20 protein-coding genes are annotated in these 19,967 nt (G+C 60.2%); 9 read left to right on the top strand and 11 right to left on the bottom strand.

Features of this window, described 5'->3' with window-relative positions:
• Positions 1–36: 36 nt before the first annotated feature.
• Complete coding sequence (locus tag KI610_RS06980; protein WP_226497935.1) at positions 37–345, top strand: hypothetical protein; 309 nt, start codon at positions 37–39, stop codon at positions 343–345.
• Here KI610_RS06980 and KI610_RS06975 read toward each other — a convergent pair.
• The 11 genes from KI610_RS06975 to KI610_RS06925 all read right to left on the bottom strand — a co-directional run bounded on the left by KI610_RS06975 (position 316) and on the right by KI610_RS06925 (position 11,693).
• On the bottom strand, positions 316–930 hold the full coding sequence (locus tag KI610_RS06975) for a helix-turn-helix transcriptional regulator (protein ID WP_226497934.1): 615 nt from the start codon (positions 928–930) through the stop codon (positions 316–318). The two genes, KI610_RS06980 and KI610_RS06975, sit on opposite strands and share 30 nt — an antisense overlap.
• A complete protein-coding gene (locus KI610_RS06970; protein ID WP_226497933.1) occupies positions 930–2,345 on the bottom strand; it encodes an HlyD family type I secretion periplasmic adaptor subunit in 1,416 nt (471 codons plus the stop codon). The genes KI610_RS06975 and KI610_RS06970 overlap by 1 nt, the downstream gene beginning before the upstream one ends.
• Positions 2,342–4,519: a type I secretion system permease/ATPase gene (locus KI610_RS06965; RefSeq protein ID WP_226497932.1), complete on the bottom strand. Its 2,178-nt coding sequence runs from the start codon at positions 4,517–4,519 to the stop codon at positions 2,342–2,344. The genes KI610_RS06970 and KI610_RS06965 overlap by 4 nt, the downstream gene beginning before the upstream one ends.
• Positions 4,520–4,626: 107 nt before the next feature.
• Complete coding sequence (locus tag KI610_RS06960) at positions 4,627–6,693, bottom strand: sodium-translocating pyrophosphatase (RefSeq protein WP_226497931.1); 2,067 nt, start codon at positions 6,691–6,693, stop codon at positions 4,627–4,629.
• 25 nt (positions 6,694–6,718) lie between these two features.
• Positions 6,719–7,978 carry a 6-phosphofructokinase gene (locus tag KI610_RS06955; RefSeq protein ID WP_226497930.1) on the bottom strand — a complete coding sequence of 420 codons (1,260 nt, stop codon included), beginning with the start codon at positions 7,976–7,978 and terminating at the stop codon, positions 6,719–6,721.
• A 9-nt stretch (positions 7,979–7,987) separates the two neighbouring features.
• Entirely contained in the window at positions 7,988–8,641 is a 654-nt protein-coding gene (gene adk, locus KI610_RS06950) for an adenylate kinase (protein ID WP_226497929.1), read from the bottom strand.
• 101 nt (positions 8,642–8,742) lie between these two features.
• Positions 8,743–9,516 (bottom strand): 3-deoxy-manno-octulosonate cytidylyltransferase, encoded by a 774-nt coding sequence (gene kdsB, locus KI610_RS06945; protein WP_226497928.1) that lies wholly within the window; start codon positions 9,514–9,516, stop codon positions 8,743–8,745.
• Positions 9,516–9,692, bottom strand: a complete 177-nt coding sequence (locus tag KI610_RS06940; RefSeq protein WP_226401137.1) for a Trm112 family protein — start codon at positions 9,690–9,692, stop codon at positions 9,516–9,518. Before KI610_RS06940 ends, kdsB begins: the two co-directional genes overlap by 1 nt.
• The gene (gene lpxK / locus KI610_RS06935) at positions 9,673–10,671 is read right to left on the bottom strand and encodes a tetraacyldisaccharide 4'-kinase (RefSeq protein WP_226497927.1); all 999 of its coding nucleotides are present in this window, start codon (positions 10,669–10,671) and stop codon (positions 9,673–9,675) included. Before lpxK ends, KI610_RS06940 begins: the two co-directional genes overlap by 20 nt.
• A complete protein-coding gene (locus KI610_RS06930) occupies positions 10,671–11,084 on the bottom strand; it encodes an ExbD/TolR family protein (protein WP_226401139.1) in 414 nt (137 codons plus the stop codon). Before KI610_RS06930 ends, lpxK begins: the two co-directional genes overlap by 1 nt.
• Before the next feature lie 3 nt (positions 11,085–11,087).
• Positions 11,088–11,693 (bottom strand): MotA/TolQ/ExbB proton channel family protein, encoded by a 606-nt coding sequence (locus KI610_RS06925; RefSeq protein ID WP_226497926.1) that lies wholly within the window; start codon positions 11,691–11,693, stop codon positions 11,088–11,090.
• Between the two features lie 283 nt (positions 11,694–11,976).
• On the opposite strand from KI610_RS06925, the gene xseA reads away from it, so the two are divergent.
• From xseA to KI610_RS06885, 8 genes are all read left to right on the top strand, one after another.
• Entirely contained in the window at positions 11,977–13,329 is a 1,353-nt protein-coding gene (gene xseA, locus KI610_RS06920) for an exodeoxyribonuclease VII large subunit (protein ID WP_226497925.1), read from the top strand.
• Between the two features lie 43 nt (positions 13,330–13,372).
• A complete protein-coding gene (locus tag KI610_RS06915) occupies positions 13,373–13,957 on the top strand; it encodes a superoxide dismutase (RefSeq protein WP_226497924.1) in 585 nt (194 codons plus the stop codon).
• Between the two features lie 233 nt (positions 13,958–14,190).
• Positions 14,191–14,934, top strand: a complete 744-nt coding sequence (locus tag KI610_RS06910) for a class I SAM-dependent methyltransferase (protein WP_226497923.1) — start codon at positions 14,191–14,193, stop codon at positions 14,932–14,934.
• A gap of 77 nt (positions 14,935–15,011) precedes the next feature.
• On the top strand, positions 15,012–15,785 hold the full coding sequence (locus KI610_RS06905) for a class I SAM-dependent methyltransferase (protein ID WP_226497922.1): 774 nt from the start codon (positions 15,012–15,014) through the stop codon (positions 15,783–15,785).
• The gene (locus KI610_RS06900; RefSeq protein WP_226497921.1) at positions 15,782–16,600 is read left to right on the top strand and encodes an aldolase/citrate lyase family protein; all 819 of its coding nucleotides are present in this window, start codon (positions 15,782–15,784) and stop codon (positions 16,598–16,600) included. Before KI610_RS06905 ends, KI610_RS06900 begins: the two co-directional genes overlap by 4 nt.
• Positions 16,597–17,544, top strand: coding sequence for a D-2-hydroxyacid dehydrogenase (locus KI610_RS06895; RefSeq protein ID WP_226497920.1), 948 nt, complete (start codon positions 16,597–16,599; stop codon positions 17,542–17,544). Before KI610_RS06900 ends, KI610_RS06895 begins: the two co-directional genes overlap by 4 nt.
• Positions 17,544–18,242, top strand: coding sequence for a glycosyltransferase (locus KI610_RS06890; RefSeq protein WP_226497919.1), 699 nt, complete (start codon positions 17,544–17,546; stop codon positions 18,240–18,242). The genes KI610_RS06895 and KI610_RS06890 overlap by 1 nt, the downstream gene beginning before the upstream one ends.
• 20 nt (positions 18,243–18,262) lie before the next feature.
• Positions 18,263–19,894: a hypothetical protein gene (locus KI610_RS06885; RefSeq protein ID WP_226497918.1), complete on the top strand. Its 1,632-nt coding sequence runs from the start codon at positions 18,263–18,265 to the stop codon at positions 19,892–19,894.
• Positions 19,895–19,967: the final 73 nt, after the last annotated feature.

Genomic DNA, 19,967 nt, shown 5'->3' with positions numbered 1-19,967 from the left:
ATCGCGCGCAAATGCTTGACCTGAAAGAACGGAAACTTGGGCGACGACTTGGGCTTGAGCCATGGTGAAACTCCAGACACTATTAGCAATGCTAAAAGTGTAAGTGCAACGATGCCTGTCCAGCTATTGAACCAAAGTACAGTATGGCGACTAAATGTGAGTTATTTCACGCTTTCGCGAGCCTTCACGGGGATTTTCAAGGAGAAATTTACCTGGTCAGAATATTTCAAATTTGGCAAAAATTTCCGGTTGACCGTGGAAGTCGACGCGTCGGCTTTTCAAGGATTTGACGCCAAGCTGATCAGGCATATTGCCCTACAGGTTTACGCCGTTGATGCGCAGTGACAGCTGCAGGCGGTCGCGCAAGGCAAGTTTCTCGAAAACTGCGGACAAATGCGCCTTGACCGTTCTTTCGGTAATCGAAAGCTGGTCGGCGATTTCCTTGTTGCTGGCACCGCCGGCGACGAGCTTTGCCACTTGTGACTCGCGTTCGGAAAGCAGGGCCGACCAGGTATCCACCCTGGCCTCGGGACGCACCTCGAGAGCCCTGGCGGTGCTGCCGACTAGTCTTTGCAGCAAGGACTGACCAATCCACAGTCCGCCATTTTCGACGACGAGGGCGACCTGACGCAACACCTCCGGCGCCGCGTAGGTATTGCAACAGCCGGAGGCGCCCAGGGCGCAGGCTTCGGCAATGATGGCGTCGCCCGGCTCGTCGGCGAGGACGACGACGATCTGCGACGGCGCAATTGTCAATGCACCCAATATCGACGCGAGACTTTCCTGCGGACGGCACCGGCACCAGATAACCCTCAGCTCCCCCTCGGCGGGTACTGGCACAGCATCCCGACGCACCACTCGCGCCTCCGGGAAGGCCTCCAGCCACGATGGCAGCGCCTGTGCATCGCGGTCAACAAAGCAATGAATCATCAACGCTCCGTCAAGGCCACACTCTTGGCCCGCAGGACCGGCTTGAGCATATAGGCCAGAACACTCTTCTTGCCGGTCAAAACATCAACCTCGGCGATCATGCCGGGAATGATCGGCAGGTTGGCATCGCCAAAACCAGGCTTGTTGGTACGGACCCGCACTGTGTAGAAGGCATTTCCCTTGTCGTCCATCACGGTGTCGGCGCCGATGTGTTCAAGCGTTCCGTCAAGGCCGCCATAGATTGAAAAGTCATAGGCGGTGAATTTGACGATCACCGGCTGCCCTGGGCGCAGGAAGGCGATATCCCGCGGCAATACGCGCGCTTCGAGCAACAGGGTATCTTCGAGGGGGACAATCTCGATCATGTCCTTGCCGGGCTGGATCACCCCACCGACGGTATTGACCAGCAAACGCTTGACCGTGCCCTTGACGGGGGAACGAATGGACGACTGCTTGACCCGATCCGACAGGGCAACGCTTCCTTCAGCCAGGCTGTTCAGCTTGGACATGACTTCGGAAAGTTCCTTGCTGGCATCGTTGCGGAAAGTCAGTTCGACCTCCTCGATCTTGCGTTGCGCCTCATTGATCGATGACTGGACCCGGGATATCTGGGCAGAAGCCATATCGCGTTCGCCACGATAGCGGGAAACGTCGCGCTCCAGACGCAGCAACTCGACTTCGGAAATCGCCCCGGAGTTGATCAGGGGCCGCGTGACGGCGAGCTCCTTGGAGGTCAGTTCATACCCCTGTGAGGCCTGCGCCCGCTTCGCCTGCGCTTCGTTCAGCTCCTGATGGCGTTGATTGAGCTGCTGGCGGGCAATTGAAACAGCCGCCGTCAACTCGTCGTTTCTGGCCTCGTAAAACTGGCGTTCCTGCGCGACGATGGACGGGTCGGCCTTCATGACCTCCTCCGGCGGAACGAATGGCTTGCCTTCCGAAATGGCGCGCAGGCGGGCCGCCCTTGCCACCAGCCCAAGATACTGGGCCTGGTTTTCCTTGACCGAGGAAACGAAGCGGGTTTCATCTATCTTGATCAGCAACTGCTCGGCCTGCACGACCTCGCCTTCGCGCACCAGTATCTCGGAAACAAGGCCACCATCGATACTCTGCAAAACCTGGACTTGCCGGGAAGGAATCACCTTGCCCTCGCCCCGCGTTACCTCATCCAGTTGCGCAACAGCCGCCCACATGACGAAGACAGCAAAGACAATCCCGATCGAACGTAACAACACGCGCGCCCGGAGAGGTTCCTGACGCAGCATGGCCAGATCGGCATCGCTGGCAAAATCGACGACTTCGACCTCCTCCCGGCTTGGCAGGCGCCCAAGGATGCGCTCGACATAGGGCATCGCCTTTTGAGCAACGCGCTCCAGCCAGGCGTGCACCGCCCCCAGAATCGCTTTCAGGCGCTTCATGACGCCCTCCCGATCCGGCCGCTCTGCAGCGCCTGAATAACCTGGTCGCGCGGACCATCGGCCACGATGCGCCCATCGTCGACGACGAGTACCCGGGTGGCAAGATCAAGCAGGCTGTTGCGATGCGTAACGATCAGGACCGTCTTGTGCCCCGCCATGACCTTCAGGCGCTCCTTGAATTGCTGCTCGGAGGAAAAGTCCATGGCGCTGGTTGGCTCGTCAAGCAACAGAATCGGCGGATCCATGAGGAAGGCCCGGGCAATCGCCACACCCTGCCGCTGACCGCCCGAAAGGGAATCGCCCCGCTCGCCGATCATCATGTCAAAACCATCCGGATGGCGATTGACGAACTCAGTCAAGCCACCCGCCTCGGCGGCCGCCACGATGGTAGCGTCGTCGGCATAGGGCGCACCGATCGAAATGTTTTCGCGCAGCGTGCCATAGAACAAAGTGACATCCTGCGCGACGTAGCCGATATTGCGCCGAAGATCGGCGGGGTCGAGCTGACGAAGGTCGACGCCATCAATGCTGACCGCCCCACCGGTCGGCTGATACAGGCCGAGCAGCAATTTCTGCAGGGTCGTCTTGCCCGACCCGATACGGCCGATCACCACGACCTTTTCGCCTTCGTTGATCCGGCAGGTCAGGCCCTTCAAGGCAGCCACCTGGCAATTCGGGTAGCTGAACTGGACATCGCGGAATTCGATATTTCCCTTCAGTTCCGGGCGATGCACAAAGTTGGCATCGGCCGGTCGTTCAACCGGGTTGTGCATGATCTGTTCAAGCGAAGTCAGCGCCACCTTGGCGTTGTGGTATTGCATCAGCAAACCGACCATCTGCCCCAGGGGCGCCACCGCCCGGGAGGTCAGCATCGTGCAGGCGATCAGGCCGCCCATACTGAGCTTCCCATCACCAATCAGATAAACGCCGGCAATGACGACCACGACATTGACGATCTGCTGGATTTCCATTGCCCCGTTGGTCGCGGCGGCAGACAGAAAACGCATCTGGTTGTTTATACCGGCGACGTAGGAAACCGTCTTTTCCCACTTGGCTTGCATCAGCCCTTCGGCACCTTGCGTCTTAATGGTTTCCAGCGCGGTCAGGCTTTCGATCAAGGTCGCATTGCGCAAGGCTCCCGCTCGATAGGTCGTTTCCGAAAGTGCATGCATCTTGTGCTGAAGCACATAGGCATAGATCACCACGAAGACGATGGCCAGCAACACTGGAATGATCAGTTGCCAGGCAATCAGGGCAATCACCAGAACGAAAAGCAGGGCAAACGGCAAGTCGATGAAAGCCGTGACCGAAGCCGATGTTATGAAATCCCGAACCGACTCGAAGGAGCGCAGGTTCGAGGCAAATGCACCGACCGCCGCCGGCCTGGACTCCATGCGCACGCCGAGCACGCGCTCCATGATCGAAGCGGAAAGCTTGATGTCGATCCGCGCCCCGGCCAGATCGATGAAATAACCGCGCAAGGAGCGCAGAACCATGTCGACACCAATGATCAACACAACGCCCAAGGCCAGAACCCATAGCGTTTCCATCGCCCGGTTGGGGACGACGCGATCATAGACATTCATCGTGAACAGCGGCATGGCCAAGGCCATCACGTTGATCAGCAAAGCGGCGCCAAGGACGTCGCGGTAGATCGGCATCTGCTCGGCCAAAGCGCCCCAGAACCAGTGGCGAAGCTTGACATCGCCAACCTGCGGAGTGCGACTGTCAAAGCGGAAATGCGGCCGGGCAAAAATAGCAATTCCCGTGTAGCGACGAGCCAAATCTTCGCGCGCCATCTGGTGGGAGCCCTGGCCGGTTTCCGGAAAGAGCAAGCGGGCTGTTTGGCCGGACTCGTCCCAGCCGAGCAATACGCAGGCCTCGTCACCCTCCAGCAAAAGTACGGCCGGCAGGAGCGCATCATTGACGCGATCCAGAGAACGCTTGACCACTTTGGCGGAAAGTCCGGAGCGACTTGCAGCACGGCCAAACAACGAAGGCGTCAGCGAACCTTTCTCGAGGGGCAGTCCGGCAACCAGCGCAGCCCGCGTACTCGGGCGTCCGTAAATTCGCGTCAACTCGACCAGACAGTCGAGCAAGGGGTCATGGTGCAGGATATCTTCCCGCACACCGGAATTGCCGACGCCGGCCGAACCGCTTGCTACTTCACTCATGCCACTCCCAGATTTCTTTTGCAGATTCTAACTTGGCTTGAAAATCACAAATCAAAGAAATGTAAAAAAGGCGGCCGCAGCCGCCTCCTTCAAAACAATACCGCAAATCAAGCTATCAGCGGAACAATCAACAAGGCAACCAGGTTGATGATCTTGATCAGCGGGTTAACGGCTGGCCCGGCCGTATCCTTATAGGGATCGCCGACCGTATCGCCCGTCACGGCCGCTTTGTGCGCATCCGAGCCCTTACCGCCGAAGTGACCATCCTCAATGTACTTCTTGGCATTGTCCCAAGCACCGCCACCCGTCGTCATCGAAATGGCAACGAACAGGCCCGTCACGATGGTACCGACCAACAGACCACCGAGAGCGACCGGACCGAGAACCAGACCAACCACGATAGGCACGGCGACCGGCAGGATCGACGGAATCATCATTTCCTTGATCGCCGCCACGGTCAACATATCGACGGCACGCGAATAATCCGGCTTGGCCGTCCCTTCCATGATGCCCGGAATTTCCTTGAACTGGCGACGGACCTCGACGACCACGGCACCGGCTGAACGCCCCACCGCTTCCATGGCCATGGCACCGAACAGGAAGGGAATCAGGCCACCGATGAAGAGGCCGATGATGACCAGGTGATTGGACAGGTCAAAGGTGAAGACCTTGCCCGACACGGCCTCCAGACCATGGGTGTAGTCAGCAAAGAGCACCAGAGCCGCCAGACCGGCGGAGCCGATGGCGTAACCCTTGGTCACGGCCTTCGTCGTGTTGCCGACGGCATCGAGCGGATCGGTAACGTTGCGCACTTCCTTCGGCAATTCGGCCATTTCGGCAATGCCGCCGGCGTTGTCGGTGATCGGACCGTAGGCATCAAGCGCCACGACGATACCGGCCATCGACAGCATGGATGTGGCGGCAATGGCGATACCGAACAGCCCGCCCATCGCAAAGGCAGCCCAGATGGCGGCACAGACCGAGAGCACCGGCCAGGCGGTCGATTTCATCGACACGCCGATACCGGCAATGATGTTGGTGGCGTGGCCGGTCTGACAAGCAGCGGCAACGTGTTTCACCGGCGCGTAATCGGTGCCGGTGTAGTACTCGGTGATCCAAACCAGCGCAGCGGTCAGCACCAGGCCGACGACGGAGCAGCCGAACATGGTCATGGTGTTGATCACACTACCGTCGGGCAACGTGGCACCCGCACCGATCAGCCAGGAGGTGACCGGGTAATAGAAGACCAGGGCCAGCACGCCGGCGACAATCAGGCCGCGATAAAGAGCCGCCATGATCTTGCCGCCTTCGGTCGCCTTGACGAAATAGCAACCAACGATGGAGGCGATGATCGACACGCCGCCCAGCGCTAACGGATAAAGCACGAAGTTTTCGCCCAGACCGGTTGCCGTCTTGATGATCAGCGCGGCCAGAACCATGGTGGCCACCACGGTCACGACGTAGGTCTCGAACAGGTCAGCGGCCATACCGGCGCAGTCGCCAACGTTGTCACCGACGTTGTCGGCGATCACCGCCGGATTGCGCGGGTCGTCCTCGGGAATACCGGCCTCGACCTTGCCCACCAGGTCGGCGCCAACGTCAGCCCCCTTGGTGAAGATGCCGCCGCCCAGACGGGCAAAGATCGAAATCAGCGAGGAGCCGAAGGCCAGGCCAACCAGCGGTTCGATGACATGGTGCAAGTCGGCGCCGGGACCATTGGCCGACTTGAGGAAAGCGAAGTAACCAGCGACACCGAGCAACCCAAGCCCGACCACCAGCATGCCGGTAATCGCGCCGCCCTTGAAGGCGACATCGAGTGCGGCCGAAATGCCGCTACGCGCTGCTTCTGCCGTGCGCACATTGGCGCGCACCGAAACGTTCATGCCGATAAACCCGGCAGCGCCGGAAAGCACTGCGCCGATCAGGAAACCGAAGGCGGTCAGCCAGCCAAGCTTGGGAATAAAACCGATCACCAGGAAGAGGACAATACCGACCATGGCGATGGTCTTGTACTGTCGGCTGAGGTATGCCTCCGCGCCTTCCTGAATTGCCTTGGCAATCTCTTTCATGCGCTCGTTGCCGGCTGGCAACGCGAGGATCTGCTGACTGGAAACCCAGCCGTACAACACTGCTAGAACGGCGCACCCAAGCGCCAACCACAACGGTGTAGACATACACTCCCTCCCTAGATTGATGGAACTACACGTTGAACGCCCCCAGCTTTCTAGTAATGGAAACGTTCTTCAAACGCACATAATCGGGGAGCCCCTTGCGGTACGGCGGCGGCTCCTCGCCTTCGATCAGCGGTTGCAGGTAGGCACGGCAGGCATCGGTGATATGAAATCCATCAGCCGAGATGAATTCGGGAGGCATCTTGCGTTCGACATTGGCGATGTCCTTGAGCGGCGCATCGCCGATTTCCCAGCGATATGGGGCATCGGCCAGACGATTGATGGTCGCCATCACGGCATTTTTGCCCTGCAAAGCCAGGTCCACCGCAGCAACGCCCAGGGCATGCGCCTGCTCGATATCGGTCCGCGAAGCCAGGTGGCGGGCCGAGCGCTGCAGGTAGTCGGCCAGCGCCCAGTGATATTTGTAGCCGAGCTTGTCCTTGATCAACTGCGCCACGATCTGTCCGACACCGCCCAACTGGGAGTGCCCGAAAGCATCCTTGGTACCGGATTCGGCAATCAGCTTGCCGGAAGCATCGGACAAGCCTTCGGAGACAGCGACGGTGCAATAGCCATACAGCTTGACGCACTCATCGGCGCGCGCCAGAAAGCGCTCCGGATCAAACGGAACCTCGGGAAAGAGCAGGATGTGCGGCGGTTCGCCGACATTCTCCGAAGCCAGACCACAGGCGGCGGTAATCCAGCCAGCGTGACGGCCCATGACTTCGAGGACAAAAATCTTGGTGGAGGTGCGCGCCATCGAGGCGACGTCGTAGCCGGCCTCACGGATCGAGGTGGCGACATACTTGGCGACCGAGCCGAAGCCCGGGCAGCAATCGGTCAGCGGCAGATCGTTGTCGACGGTCTTCGGCACCCCGACGCAAACTACCGGGTAGCCCATCTTTTCGGCGATCTGCGACACTTTCCAGGCGGTGTCCATGGAATCGTTGCCGCCGTTGTAGAAGAAGTAGCCAATGTCATGCGCTTTGAAGACATCGATCAGGCGCTCGTACTGGGCGCGATGCTCTTCTAGGCTTTTCAGTTTGTAGCGGCAGGAACCGAAGGCGCCGCCCGGCGTCGAGCGCAGGCGGGCAATGTCCTCGTCGGATTCGAGGCTGGTATCGATCAGGTCTTCGGTCAGCGCACCGATAATGCCATCGCGGCCGGCGTACACTTTCCCGATCCTGTCGGTATGACGACGTGCTTCCTGGATCAGGCCGCACGCCGTTGCATTGATGACGGCGGTAACGCCCCCTGACTGTGCGTAGAAGGCGTTTTTCACCGTCATCTTCGTCCCTTACTTCAGTGCTTCAAAAACGCTCTTGGTGATGCCATCGACGCTACCGACACCAGCCACCTTGCGAACCTTCGGGGCCTTGGCATCGCCTTCGGCCGCCCATTTGCCGTAGAACTCGACCAGCGGCTTGGTTTGCGAGTGGTAGATTTCCAGGCGCTTCTTGACGGTTTCTTCCTTGTCGTCATCGCGCTGGACCAGCGGCTCACCGGTTACGTCATCAATGCCTTCGACCTTCGGCGGGTTGAACACGACGTGGTAGGTGCGGCCCGAAGCCAGGTGGGCACGGCGACCGGCCATACGGGTGACGATGTCGCTGTCCGGCACGTCGATTTCGAGGACGAAATCAAGCGGCACGCCAGCGTCACGCATGGCCTGAGCCTGCGGAATGGTGCGCGGGAAGCCGTCAAACAGGTAGCCGTTCTTGCAATCGTCCTGGGTCAGACGATCCTTGACCATGCCGATAATGACCGCATCCGGGACCAGGCCGCCGGCATCCATGTGCTTCTTGGCTTCCAGACCGAGCGGCGTGCCGGCTTTGACTTGTGCGCGGAGCATGTCGCCGGTGGAAATTTGCGGGATGCCAAATTCTTTGGAGATGAATGTGGCTTGCGTACCCTTGCCGGCGCCGGGAGCGCCCAACAAAATCAATTTCATGAAAAGTCCCTCGGGTTTTTAACTATTGAAAATTATTGTTATCGGCTTCGTTTCAGCGTCTGTGACGGCCGTTCTCTAAAGGCGAAAAATTACTCGGAATTTCAGGCCCGGTCAAACAGTTTGCGCATCCGCTCTGCATCTTCGGGCGTATCGACGCCAGGCGCCGGGGCTGCGTCGATCAACGTCACGCTGATGCGGTAGCCATGCCACAAGGCGCGCAACTGCTCGAGCGATTCGAAGTGTTCGGTCGGTGCCACGGTCAACCCGGAAAAAGCCTTCAAAAACGAAGCGCGGTAGGCGTACAAACCGACGTGACGATAGGCCGGGAAATTGGCTGGCAGCGTTTCGCCACCCGCTTCTCTGGCGAAATGGTCACGAGCATAGGGAATCGGCGCGCGGGAAAAATACGCGGCGTCGCCATCGGCTCGGCAGACCACCTTGACGACGTTCGGGTTGAAGAAATCGGCCGGATCGGTGATCGGGTGCGCGACGGTGGCGATGTCGGCGCCGGAGGCAGCCAGTTGGCGCGCCGTCTGGAGGATGACCTCAGGCTCGATCAAGGGCTCGTCGCCCTGGACATTGACGATGATGGTGTCACCGCCCCAGCCACGTTGTTCGACGACCTCGGCCAGACGGTCGGTGCCGGTCGGATGGTCGCTGCGCGTCATGAGCGCGGCGACTTCGTGCGCTTCGGCGGCAGCACGGACGTCCGGATGATCGGTCGCCACCCAGATTTCCTCGGCGCCCGACAAACGCGCCCGCTCGGCCACCCGGACGACCATCGGCTTGCCGCCGAGATCAAGCAGCGGCTTGCCCGGCAAGCGGGTCGACGCGTAACGCGCCGGGATGACGACCTTGAAGGCGAGGCCGGACATTACTGCCCGTCCGCGTTGAGCTGGCGCGCTTCGTCCTCGAGCATGATCGGGATGTCGTCGCGGATCGGGAAGGCCAGCTTGCAGGGTTTGCAGACCAGTTCCTTCTCAGCCTTGCGGTGTTCGAGATTGCCCTTGCAAATCGGGCAGACGAGAATATCAAGCAGCCTGGCGTCCATGGAGTTTCTCCAAAATCAGTTCAATAAGGGCCGGCGAAAGCTCGGCCTCGACGGGCAGAACCCAGGTTTCACCCGCCGTCAGTCCGGCGCATTTTACTGCATCCTTCTCGGTCATCAGCAGGATGCCGTCTTTGGCAAAATCCAGATCGGCGGCCGAATAGCGATGATGGTCGGGAAACGGGTGATTTTCGCAGTTCAATCCCAGCGTTTCCAGCGTCTGAAAGAAACGCGCCGGATTGCCGATGCCGGCCAGCGCATGCAGCCGGCCGCGGCCACGCAGGCTCTCGGCCGAACAGGTTTGCTGCGAATCGCCGAGGCGATAAAAGCAGCCGGGCTGCAGCCTCATGTCGAAAGTTGGCGCCGAGGCGGCAAACCGGGATTTCAAATTATTGCCAATAATCGCGTCGACCGTGGCAAGTCGCCCCAGCGGTTCGCGCAGCGGCCCGACCGGCAGTCGCCAGCCGTTGCCGGCGCCGCGCGCGTCGAAAACGACCAGTTCGACATCGCGGGCCAGCGCGTAGTGTTGCAAGCCGTCGTCGCAGAGCACGACATTGACCTCCGGGTGCGCCGCAAGCAGGGCAGCGCCAGCGGCGGCGCGCTGGCGGCCGACGCAGACCGGCACCCCGCTGCGCCGGGCGAGGAGCAAAGGTTCATCGCCCACCTCTTCCGGCCTCGAATTGGCGCTCACCGAAACCACGCCATCGCCGCTGCGCCCGTAACCGCGGCTGACAATCCCCGGCTGCCAGCCGCGCGCCGTGAGTTGCTGCGCCAGCCAGAGGGTCAGCGGCGTCTTGCCGGCGCCACCGACAATCAGGTTGCCGACGACAATGACCGGCACGGGCAGCCGCACCGGCTTGGCCAGCCGGCGATTGAGCGCGCTCAACAGGCTGTAGAGCCAATTCAGCGGCAGCAAAAGCCACAACGCCGGCGTCAGCCGGCGTTGCTCGAACCACTGTCGCTGTAGCCAGCGGGCAAACATCAACGATTCTGGGTGGCGAAGGAAATGTGTGGATAACCGGCTGTCTGCGCCGCCTGCATGACGTCGACGACGCTTTGATGCGTCGCCTTGGCATCGGCGTTGATGACGATCAGCGGATCCTCGCGACTACCCGCCGCCCGGCGCAGCCCGTCGGCGATGCTCTTGACGTCACTGGTCGCCAACGGCGACTTGTTGATCAGCACCTGGCCAGTGGCCGTCACGGCCACATCGACCTCGTTGGGCTGCTCGGCCTGCTTGCTGGCGTCGGCCGTCGGCAGGTTGATCTCCAGCCCGGAGAACTTGGCATAGGTGGTGGTCAGCATCAGGAAGATGATGATGACCAGCAATACGTCAATCAACGGAATCAGGTTGATTTCCGGCTCTTCCCGGCTGCGGCCACGCTGGAAATTCATCGCTTACTTCCGCTCGCCGTGCATGTACTCGACGAGGCGGACGGCCTGCTGCTCCATCTCGACAACGAAGCCGTCGGCCAGCGCCCGGAAATGGCGCCAGGCGATCAGACTGGGGATGGCGATGACCAGACCGAAACCGGTGTTGTACAGCGCCACGGAAATACCGTGGGCCAGTTGCATCGGATTGGTACCGGTCGGCGACTGCGAACCGAAAATCTCGATCATCCCGACCACGGTGCCGAACAGACCCATGAGCGGGCTGACCGAGGCGATGGTGCCAAGCGTCGTCAGGTAGCGATTGAGCTCGTGTGAAACGGCCGAACCGGCTTCCTCGATCGATTCCTTCATGATCTCGCGCGACGCATTAACGTTGCGCAGGCCGGCCGACAGCACGCGGCCGAGCGGCGAATGGGCATCAAGATCCTCAAGCAGCTTGTCGTTGTTGGCGCCCCGCTTGAACTCGCCGACCGCGCGCTTGAGCAAGCCGGCCGGGACAACCTTGGCATGGCGCAGGGCAACGACGCGCTCGATAATCAACGCCACCGAAATGATCGAAGCCAGTAGCAAGGGGTAGATGGGCCAACCGGCCGCCTTAATGATCTCAAGCACGTGAGGGAATCCTTGATGGAATATTAGCCCGCAATTCTGCCCTGCCCCCCGCCGCAGGGCAAGCGGCGAAATGACGGCCCTGGCGCGGCTTATCCCCAAAACCTGTGGATAAGTCTGTGAATGAAGTGTCTACAGTTGCGCTAACTCCCAACCAGCAAAGGACTTTTTACACTCTGCCAAAAAACAAGGCATGTTCTTTACATCTTTAATAATCAAAGACTTAAGAAAACAAAACCCTGTCAACGACTGACCGCAAAATAAAGGCGCGGGTTACAATTGACAAATGCAAAATGCCATTCAACCTGTCGGTAACTCTGTCCTCAGCGTATCCAGCCTGAATAGACAGGTCCGGGATTGCCTCGAATCGGCCTTCCCACTGACCTGGGTCAGCGGCGAAATATCCAACCTGACCTACGCCGCCTCGGGCCACGTCTATTTCTCGCTCAAGGACGCCAGTGCCCAGGTGCGCTGCGTCATGTGGCGAAGCCGGGCACAAGTGCTCGGCTGGCGGCTGGAGAACGGCCAGAAGATCGAAGCCCGCGTGCTGGTTTCCTTCTACGAACCGCGCGGCGAATTCCAGCTCAACGTTGAAGCCATCCGCCGCGCCGGCCAGGGCGACCTCTTCGAACGCTTCCTGCAACTCAAGGCCAAACTTGAAAATGAGGGCATTTTTGCCGTTGACCGTAAGAAAGCCCTGCCCAGCTTCCCGCGTCGCCTGGCCATCGTCACCAGCCCGCAGGCCGCCGCCCTGCGCGACGTCCTGACCACACTGCACCGGCGCGCCCCGCACGTCGCCATCACGCTCTTCCCGACTCCCGTCCAGGGCGAAGGCGCCGGCGCCAAAATCGCCGACGCCATCGCCCTGGCCGCCAACAGCGATTGCGATGCGATCATTCTGTGTCGTGGCGGCGGCAGCATCGAAGACCTCTGGGCCTTCAACGAAGAAAGCGTCGCCCGCGCCATCAACGCCTCCGCCATTCCGGTCATCTCCGGCGTCGGCCATGAAACCGACTTCACCATCGCCGATTTCGCCGCCGACCTGCGCGCCCCGACCCCGACTGCCGCTGCCGAACTGGCCAGCCCCGACCGCGACGCCCTGCTCGACCGCCTGACCCAGCTCGAAAACCACCTCGGCCGGCGCATGGACCGCACGCTATCTGATCAATTGCAGCGCCTCGACTGGCTCACCACCCGCCTCGTGCACCCGGCCGAACGCATCAGCCAACGCCAGCGCGAAGCCGAAACGCTGGGCTCGCGCCTGCACCACGCCCTGCGCCGCCAAACCGAGCACTGCGCCGTCCGCCTGCAATCGCTCGGCCTCCGCCACGCCAGTGCCCGGCCGCGCCCGGAAAAGCTGGCCGAAGGCATCGCCCACCTGCAATATCGTCTGTCCCGGCAGACCCAATGGGCAATTTCTCAATATTCCGGGAAACTAAATTCACTTGGCAGCAGTCTGACCCAGCTTGATCCACACGCCGTCCTGTCGCGAGGTTATACACTTGCCATGGATGCCGACGGCCGGGCCATCCGCGACGCCACCCGATTAAGCCCGGGCGACCTGCTCAAACTGCGCTTTGCCAGCGGTTCGGCCGAAGCCACGGTAAATCAGGTTGTCGCCAGCCCGGAAGCTGACTAGAATTTTCGATTCACCCCTCATCAAACCCCAACGGAGAACATAAATGGAACACCAACTGCCCGCCCTGCCGTTTGCCAAAGACGCCCTCGCCCCCCACATGTCGGCCGAGACCTTTGACTACCACTACAGCAAGCACCATCAGGCCTATGTCACCAACCTGAACAACCTGATCAAGGGCACCGAGTACGAAAACCTCGACCTCGAAGCCATCGTCAAGAAGGCCCCGGCCGGCGGCATCTACAACAACGCAGCCCAGGTCTGGAACCACACCTTCTTCTGGAACTGCCTGACCCCGAACGGCGGCGGCGTACCCAAGGGCGGCCTGGCTGCAGCCATCGACGCCAAGTGGGGTTCGCTCGACGCCTTCAAGACCGCCTTCCAGACCTCCGCCGTCGGCAACTTCGGTTCCGGCTGGACCTGGCTGGTCAAGAAGGCTGACGGCTCGGTCGACATCGTCAACATGGGCGCCGCCGGCACCCCGCTGACCACCGGCGACAAGGCCCTGCTCTGCGTCGACGTCTGGGAACACGCCTACTACATCGACTACCGCAACATGCGCCCGAAATTCGTCGAAACCTACCTGGCCTCCATGGTCAACTGGTCGTTCGCCGAAGCCAACTTCGCCTGAGTCGAAAAGTCATTTTCGGGACGGCTATGCCGAATCCCGAAGCATCAAAAAAGGAGCCGGTTGGCTCCTTTTTTATCTGCAAATTTGGCCGATGATGCCGAAAGTGATGGGTAAAACAACCGACTTCTGAAGTCAACGCGTAGAATCTGCCTAATTCCCGACATTTTTATGCCGACCCGCCCGGCAAATATGGTTTGCTCAGATAACCCCTAAACTAATGCTCCCAAGTCCAAATGGCCAACCCATCACAGGAAGCGCAGTCAAACGCGCAGCATAACTCTTATCAACGCTGGTACTACGAGAGCATCAACAAGAAAACCATGCGACCCTCGGCTGGCGCGCGCTATATCGGACGCCAGATCGATCGAATGGCAAGGATCGCCCAACTGGACGAGGCAGAGAATATCCTGGAAGTAGGCTGCGGCCAGGGTCGCTACTCTGTCCCAATGCTTGACGTCGGCTACAGCCTCACCTGCCTAGATCTATCCCCGGTCCTGCTACAGCGCATGTTGGATGCAGCGCGCACGCCGCCACGGCAAGTCATAGCTTGCGATCTGGCAGAGGTAGCGGCACATACGAGCGAACGGTTCGACCGCGCCATCGGCTTCTTCACGCTGCATCACATGCACGACCTCGATGACATTTTCCTTGGCCTCGCCAAGGTACTAAAGCCCGGTGCAGTGGTTGCATTTTGTGAGCCCGTAGCCTGGAATCCGCTTTACTACATACAGATCGCGCTCACGCCACGTATGACATGGAAGGGCGACGGCGGCGTTGCCCGCATGCGGCCCGGACTTGTCCTGCCTGCACTTGAACGTGCCGGATTCGTTGACGCGCGATCTACTGCATTCGGTTTCTTCCCACCATTCATTACCAATCGCGGTTGGGGCGCTACCCTCGAGACCCTTCTGGAGCGAGCTAGGGTGTTCTCGCCGCTGCACGCATTTCAGATTTTCTCGGCAACCTACCGGGGCTGACCATGCCGTCATGGACCTGCCCTGACTGCAGGCTACCACTCACGGGGGCGGAACTACGCTGCGCTGACTGTGGTTTCATGCTGTCACTCGAAAATGGAATATGGGTCGGGGCACGCGGATTCCGGCCTGAACGCTTCGCTGAGGCGCGGCGAGACCATCTGTCCCAAATCTCCGAAACGCACTTCTGGTTCGATGCACGCGCTCGGCTAATCACACGAATTCTTGACTCGCTACCGCTTTCCGGCCGCACCGCCGCGCTAGAGATTGGCTGCGGCAGCGGTGGTTTTCTGCCTGTGCTGCGCGCCCGGTTTGGTGAGGTCGTCGGCGTCGATGCTTACGAAAGCTCGCTCCGGGAAGCAGTACGCTGCGAGCCCGAAGCCGTGCCCGTTCAGGCGGACGCTCATCGCATACCGCTCGCCGCCGGGCAATTCGACCTCATTGTTGCGCTTGACGTGCTGGAACACCTTGAGCCGGAAAAATTCTTCGCCGAGGCTGCGCGCTTGGTCCGACCAGGTGGCTTTCTGTTACTTTCTGTACCGGCTTTTCCGCTACTATGGGGCGATGCCGACGTAAGGGCAGGCCATCGCTGCCGCTACCGGCGCCGCCGTCTGATCGAAGAAATTACCCAGCATGGCTGGGCGCCGCTCGGAACTGCTTACTATCAATGCCTGCTGTTCGGCGCCATGCTCCTCTCGCGCCGCTTGGCACAGGGGGACATCAGTAGCGTCGAACGCCAACCGCCGGCATGGATGGGTCGGTTGTTTGCCACCATCAATCGCACCGAACTACTACTCCTCGGACGGCATGCTCCATTCGGCACTTCGCTGATCGCCTGGGCTCAACGTTCATGACCAAGAGCCTGCTTGATCTCGTGCTGTTCGTACGCACCCCCCTCAATGTCGCACGCGCCATCGATGTAGGCATCCGCAGTTTCATGGTCGACATGGAATGGCGCGGCAAACACGACCGCCAGACGGGAGCCAATACTGAAATCGATCCTGCCAGCGCCGCAGATCTGGAACACGTCTGTCATGCTGCCCTGCCGCACGGCGCACGCGTGTTCTGCCGAATCAATCCATACGGGCCATGGACCGCAGGAGAAGTCGACCGCGCCATAGAATGCGGCGCGGAGCGTCTGTTCCTACCGATGGTAAAAAATGCAGACGAAGTCGCAGGATTCCTTGCCATGATCGGCGGTCGCTCTGAGTCCGCCATCCTCATCGAGACCGAGGAAGCCGTCGCCGCCGCTGCGAGCATCGCGCCACTGCCGACCGATGCGGTCTATATCGGGCTGAACGATTTGTCCATCAGCCGTGGTGTGTCCAGCATCTTTCCGCCCATGTGCGACGGTACCATTGAGTACGTTCGCAAATTGTTCGCCGGGCGTGAATTCGGGTTCGGTGGTGTCACTGCGTTGGATGGAGGCCATCCACTGCCGTGCCGCCTGCTACTGGAAGAAATGGTTCGCCTCGACTGTTCATTCAGCTTCCTGCGTCGCTCGTTCATGAGTGATTTGTGGCCTCGCCTGGATTGCGCCGCGCAGATCGAACTTGTGCGCGGCTATCTGAAAATGCTCACAGCGCGAACCCCGGCAATCGTCGAGGCCGATCACATCAATCTATGCGATGCGGTGAGCAAGTTACTTGTACCCTCACTACAGAAATGATCGGCAAGGTCGTCGTCAGCTATCCCTGCGACGTAACGCATTTGGCTAATTTGCAGGCGTGCGCGCCTGGTTGGCAGATTGTGCCGGTATCCAGCGAGCAGCAGGCACTGCGCGAATTCGAAGACGCTGACGTGGTGCTCGGCAATCCCCATTTCATCCAAGCTCTGCCGTTTGCGCGCCGCCTGAAGTGGATGCAGTCAAACTCGGTAGGTATGGATCTGCTGCTCTCCAGCGAGCGCGTGCGCACTGGCGACTTCCTGATCAGCAACGCGCGGGGCGTTTATGACAATGAGTTGGCCGATCACACGTTGGCGATGATACTCAGCCTGTTGCGCGGCATCACCGCATCTGAGCGCAACCGCTTGGCCGGCTTGTGGCATCGTCGCGCCCTCGTCTCGATTGAAGACACGCACACACTGGTCTTCGGATATGGCGGCGTTGGACGCGAGGTCTGCCGCCGCCTGCGGCTCATGGGCGGGCGGGTGACTGCCGTGCGGCGCCAGCCTGATGTGGATGCGGTATCCGAGGTTCCCATCATCGGGTTGAATGAGGGCTTGGCACGCCTGCCACAGGCCGACATCGTCGTGCTGGCCCTACCGCTCACTGCGGAAACCGAAAACCTGTTCGACAGAAAAAACATCGCTGCACTACCGACCGGCTGCTTCCTCATAAACGTTTCACGCGGTGGCCTAATCGATGAGCAGGCCCTCGAGTCGGCGCTCGACCGGCTGGGTGGCGTCGGTCTCGACTGCCTGCGCGAGGAACCCCCCCCCAGCGGGCACTGGGCCTGGCGGCATCCTGGCGTACTATTGACGCCGCACGTCGGCCGAGCCCCCGAGTCGCCGACATGCCGACGCTTCTACTCGCTGTTCGAACACAATCTCGGACGCTGGGCTAGCGGCCAATCACCAGTCAATCTTATCGACAGGACGCTGGGCTACTGATGCTGGCGCCCGACGTATCTGTCGTCCTGCCACTGTATCGCAACTCAGCCAGCATGCAGGAGTTGGTCGAGCGTTTGGCAAAAGCGCTAGCAGACGAAAAGTTCGAAATCATCGGGGTCGACGATGCCTGCCCAGAAGTCAGCGGCGAAGTTCTCCTGAGTTCCGCCGCCTCGCTTGGTGTCGAAACAAGGCTGATAAGGCATGCGCGCAATCTCGGCCAGAACCGGGCCGTGCTGGCGGGTCTTCAGGAAGCCCGAGGACGACACATTGTGGTCATGGACTCTGACCTTCAAGATCCGCCGGAAGAGATTCCGCGGCTTCTGGCCGAGGCACGCACAAGCGGCGTCCAGGTAGTCTTCGGCCGGCGAGTCGGGACCTACCGCAGGCTCTCTGACGAGTTGACCTCCTATGTCTTCAAGTGGCTGCTGTTTCGGCTCGCAAATTGCGGTTTCGATCCGCGCATCGGCTTGTTCTTCGTACTGGATAGCGAGGCGCGGATGCAGTTGGTCGCCCCACGCGGAGCGGCGCCCTATGTGATGGCAATGCTGGCGTGTGCACATCCGTCGTGGTGCAGCGTGGCATATGAGCGTCATGCGCGTTCCTCCGGCCGTTCAGCATACTCATTCAAGCGAAGGTTCGTGTTGGCAATAAATGCCTTTCACTGCTACGCGCAGATCAAGCGTGAGGGTCGCTTATGAGACAGGCAGTTAGCCCGACTGTGCGTGACAGCCTGGTCACTGCTGTACTGTTCTCGGGGGCACTCGCCTATTATTTATCCTACGCTTGGTCGTTCCCGTTCAATTTCGGCGACGAGGGCTACCTCTATGCCGTCGCAGGAGGTGTCGCGCACGGCTTGCAGCTTTATCGGGACATAGAACTCAACAGCTATATGCCCGGCCTGTTTTTCTTGTTCTCACTCTTCTCCGGAACACCCGGCGAGACGTTGAATGCCTCGCGCGCAACGATGGCCGTGATGCTCGCGTTCAACGTCTGCCTGCTCTATCTGATCACGCGGGCTGCGGGTAGTCGGGTGATGGCGATAGCTGTCGCGCTCGTGCTGTGCCTTGTGCCGGGCCCCTGGTACAAGGCCTATCAGCCAACGCTGTGGCTCGCCCTGCTCGGTTGCGCGCAACAATATTTCATGACCAGACGCACGGCCTGGCTAGCAGCACTAGGGGCATGCACCGCGCTGGGCCTGTACTTCAGGATAGAGGTCTCGATAGCTGGCTTCGTCATGCTGGCACTTGTGTTGTGGCTTACCCGCGCTCTACACGTCGATACGAGCAGTAGCTTCACGGCGGATACCGGAGTTGCTTTCACCGGCTTCGTTCTGACGTTGTTACCGTTGCTCACGCTGCTGGATGCAGACCGCATCCTCGCCGACTACGTGACGCAGCTCATTGAGCTACCTCGGCACGTTGGGGAACGCATCGCAGGACCTTACCGCCTCGAAGCGCCGGGATTGTGGCGGCTCGGGCATTTGTCGCATGGAAGAACGCACGCATGGCTCTACTGGGGGGCGATCCTGGTCCCGGGGCTGCTCGTTGCGAATACGATATGGCTCGCACGGGAAGCGCGTACCGATCACGCGCTGCGCAACGAGTTGGGTCTTTCGTTGCTGGCCTTGGTCTGGCTTGCCATGAATCTACCTCAATACGCCTGGGAGCGTCCCGATCCAGCGCATCTTGCCGAGCGCCTGTTCGCATTACTCGCAGCAACTCCAATTATCGTCGCTCCGTTCATACGTCAGTTCGGCTCCTCGACCAGCCAGCCACGACGCGCACTTAGCGTGGTTCTTGCGTCGGTTCTGATTTCGTACTTCGTGGCCTATTTGATGATCCGCCACAGTGGAGACATTTCCGGCGGCTACCACCGAGCGTCGTTCCACCCAGTGCTCGCCAATGGAATGAAGCTACCTCTCTCCCAACCAATGCAACCGCTGCTGGAACGGATCATCGCCGACACTTCGCCGAACGACCCCATCGTCGCCCTGCCCTACGGGCCTGGTTTCAATGTGGTCACTGACCGGCCTTTTCCCTCGCGGCAGATATACCTATTCCCGTTCAACACAAACCCGCTTGTCGAAGCCAATTTCATCTGTGCGCTGGAACTGAAACATGTGCGCTATGTGCTGTACAACGAAAATTTTTCGCTCGACAGGACAGAGCGCACACGCATGTCGAACTACGCTCCTCGCCTGCATGCGTACCTCAAATCTCACTTCGCTATCGACCAAGGCGTTGACAACTGGTTGCTGTTACGTCGGACAAATACGGCACAGAGGGAAGAACAGTCCGCTGGGTGCGCACTCAAGTGGCCGGACGAGCTCTCACCGGGTCCAAGTCGATGAGTGTGAGCAGCGATCGGCCGACAACGTACCCACTGAGTATCCGCATACTGATCCTATTCGCGCGTCTCGCTGT

Origin of the sequence: Ferribacterium limneticum (assembly GCF_020510565.1) — a bacterium.
GTDB lineage: Bacteria > Pseudomonadota > Gammaproteobacteria > Burkholderiales > Rhodocyclaceae > Azonexus > Azonexus limneticus_B.
This window is presented reverse-complemented; position numbering and strand designations above follow the sequence as displayed.

Coding starts and splice junctions, on each gene's coding strand:
- KI610_RS06975 (WP_226497934.1), bottom strand. CDS start 930: ATGATTCATTGCTTTGTTGACCGCGATGCACAGGCGCTGCCATCGTGG.
- KI610_RS06970 (WP_226497933.1), bottom strand. CDS start 2,345: ATGAAGCGCCTGAAAGCGATTCTGGGGGCGGTGCACGCCTGGCTGGAG.
- KI610_RS06965 (WP_226497932.1), bottom strand. CDS start 4,519: ATGAGTGAAGTAGCAAGCGGTTCGGCCGGCGTCGGCAATTCCGGTGTG.
- KI610_RS06960 (WP_226497931.1), bottom strand. CDS start 6,693: ATGTCTACACCGTTGTGGTTGGCGCTTGGGTGCGCCGTTCTAGCAGTG.
- KI610_RS06955 (WP_226497930.1), bottom strand. CDS start 7,978: ATGACGGTGAAAAACGCCTTCTACGCACAGTCAGGGGGCGTTACCGCC.
- adk (WP_226497929.1), bottom strand. CDS start 8,641: ATGAAATTGATTTTGTTGGGCGCTCCCGGCGCCGGCAAGGGTACGCAA.
- kdsB (WP_226497928.1), bottom strand. CDS start 9,516: ATGTCCGGCCTCGCCTTCAAGGTCGTCATCCCGGCGCGTTACGCGTCG.
- KI610_RS06940 (WP_226401137.1), bottom strand. CDS start 9,692: ATGGACGCCAGGCTGCTTGATATTCTCGTCTGCCCGATTTGCAAGGGC.
- lpxK (WP_226497927.1), bottom strand. CDS start 10,671: ATGTTTGCCCGCTGGCTACAGCGACAGTGGTTCGAGCAACGCCGGCTG.
- KI610_RS06930 (WP_226401139.1), bottom strand. CDS start 11,084: ATGAATTTCCAGCGTGGCCGCAGCCGGGAAGAGCCGGAAATCAACCTG.
- xseA (WP_226497925.1), top strand. CDS start 11,977: ATGCAAAATGCCATTCAACCTGTCGGTAACTCTGTCCTCAGCGTATCC.
- KI610_RS06915 (WP_226497924.1), top strand. CDS start 13,373: ATGGAACACCAACTGCCCGCCCTGCCGTTTGCCAAAGACGCCCTCGCC.
- KI610_RS06910 (WP_226497923.1), top strand. CDS start 14,191: ATGGCCAACCCATCACAGGAAGCGCAGTCAAACGCGCAGCATAACTCT.
- KI610_RS06905 (WP_226497922.1), top strand. CDS start 15,012: ATGCTGTCACTCGAAAATGGAATATGGGTCGGGGCACGCGGATTCCGG.
- KI610_RS06900 (WP_226497921.1), top strand. CDS start 15,782: ATGACCAAGAGCCTGCTTGATCTCGTGCTGTTCGTACGCACCCCCCTC.
- KI610_RS06895 (WP_226497920.1), top strand. CDS start 16,597: ATGATCGGCAAGGTCGTCGTCAGCTATCCCTGCGACGTAACGCATTTG.
- KI610_RS06890 (WP_226497919.1), top strand. CDS start 17,544: ATGCTGGCGCCCGACGTATCTGTCGTCCTGCCACTGTATCGCAACTCA.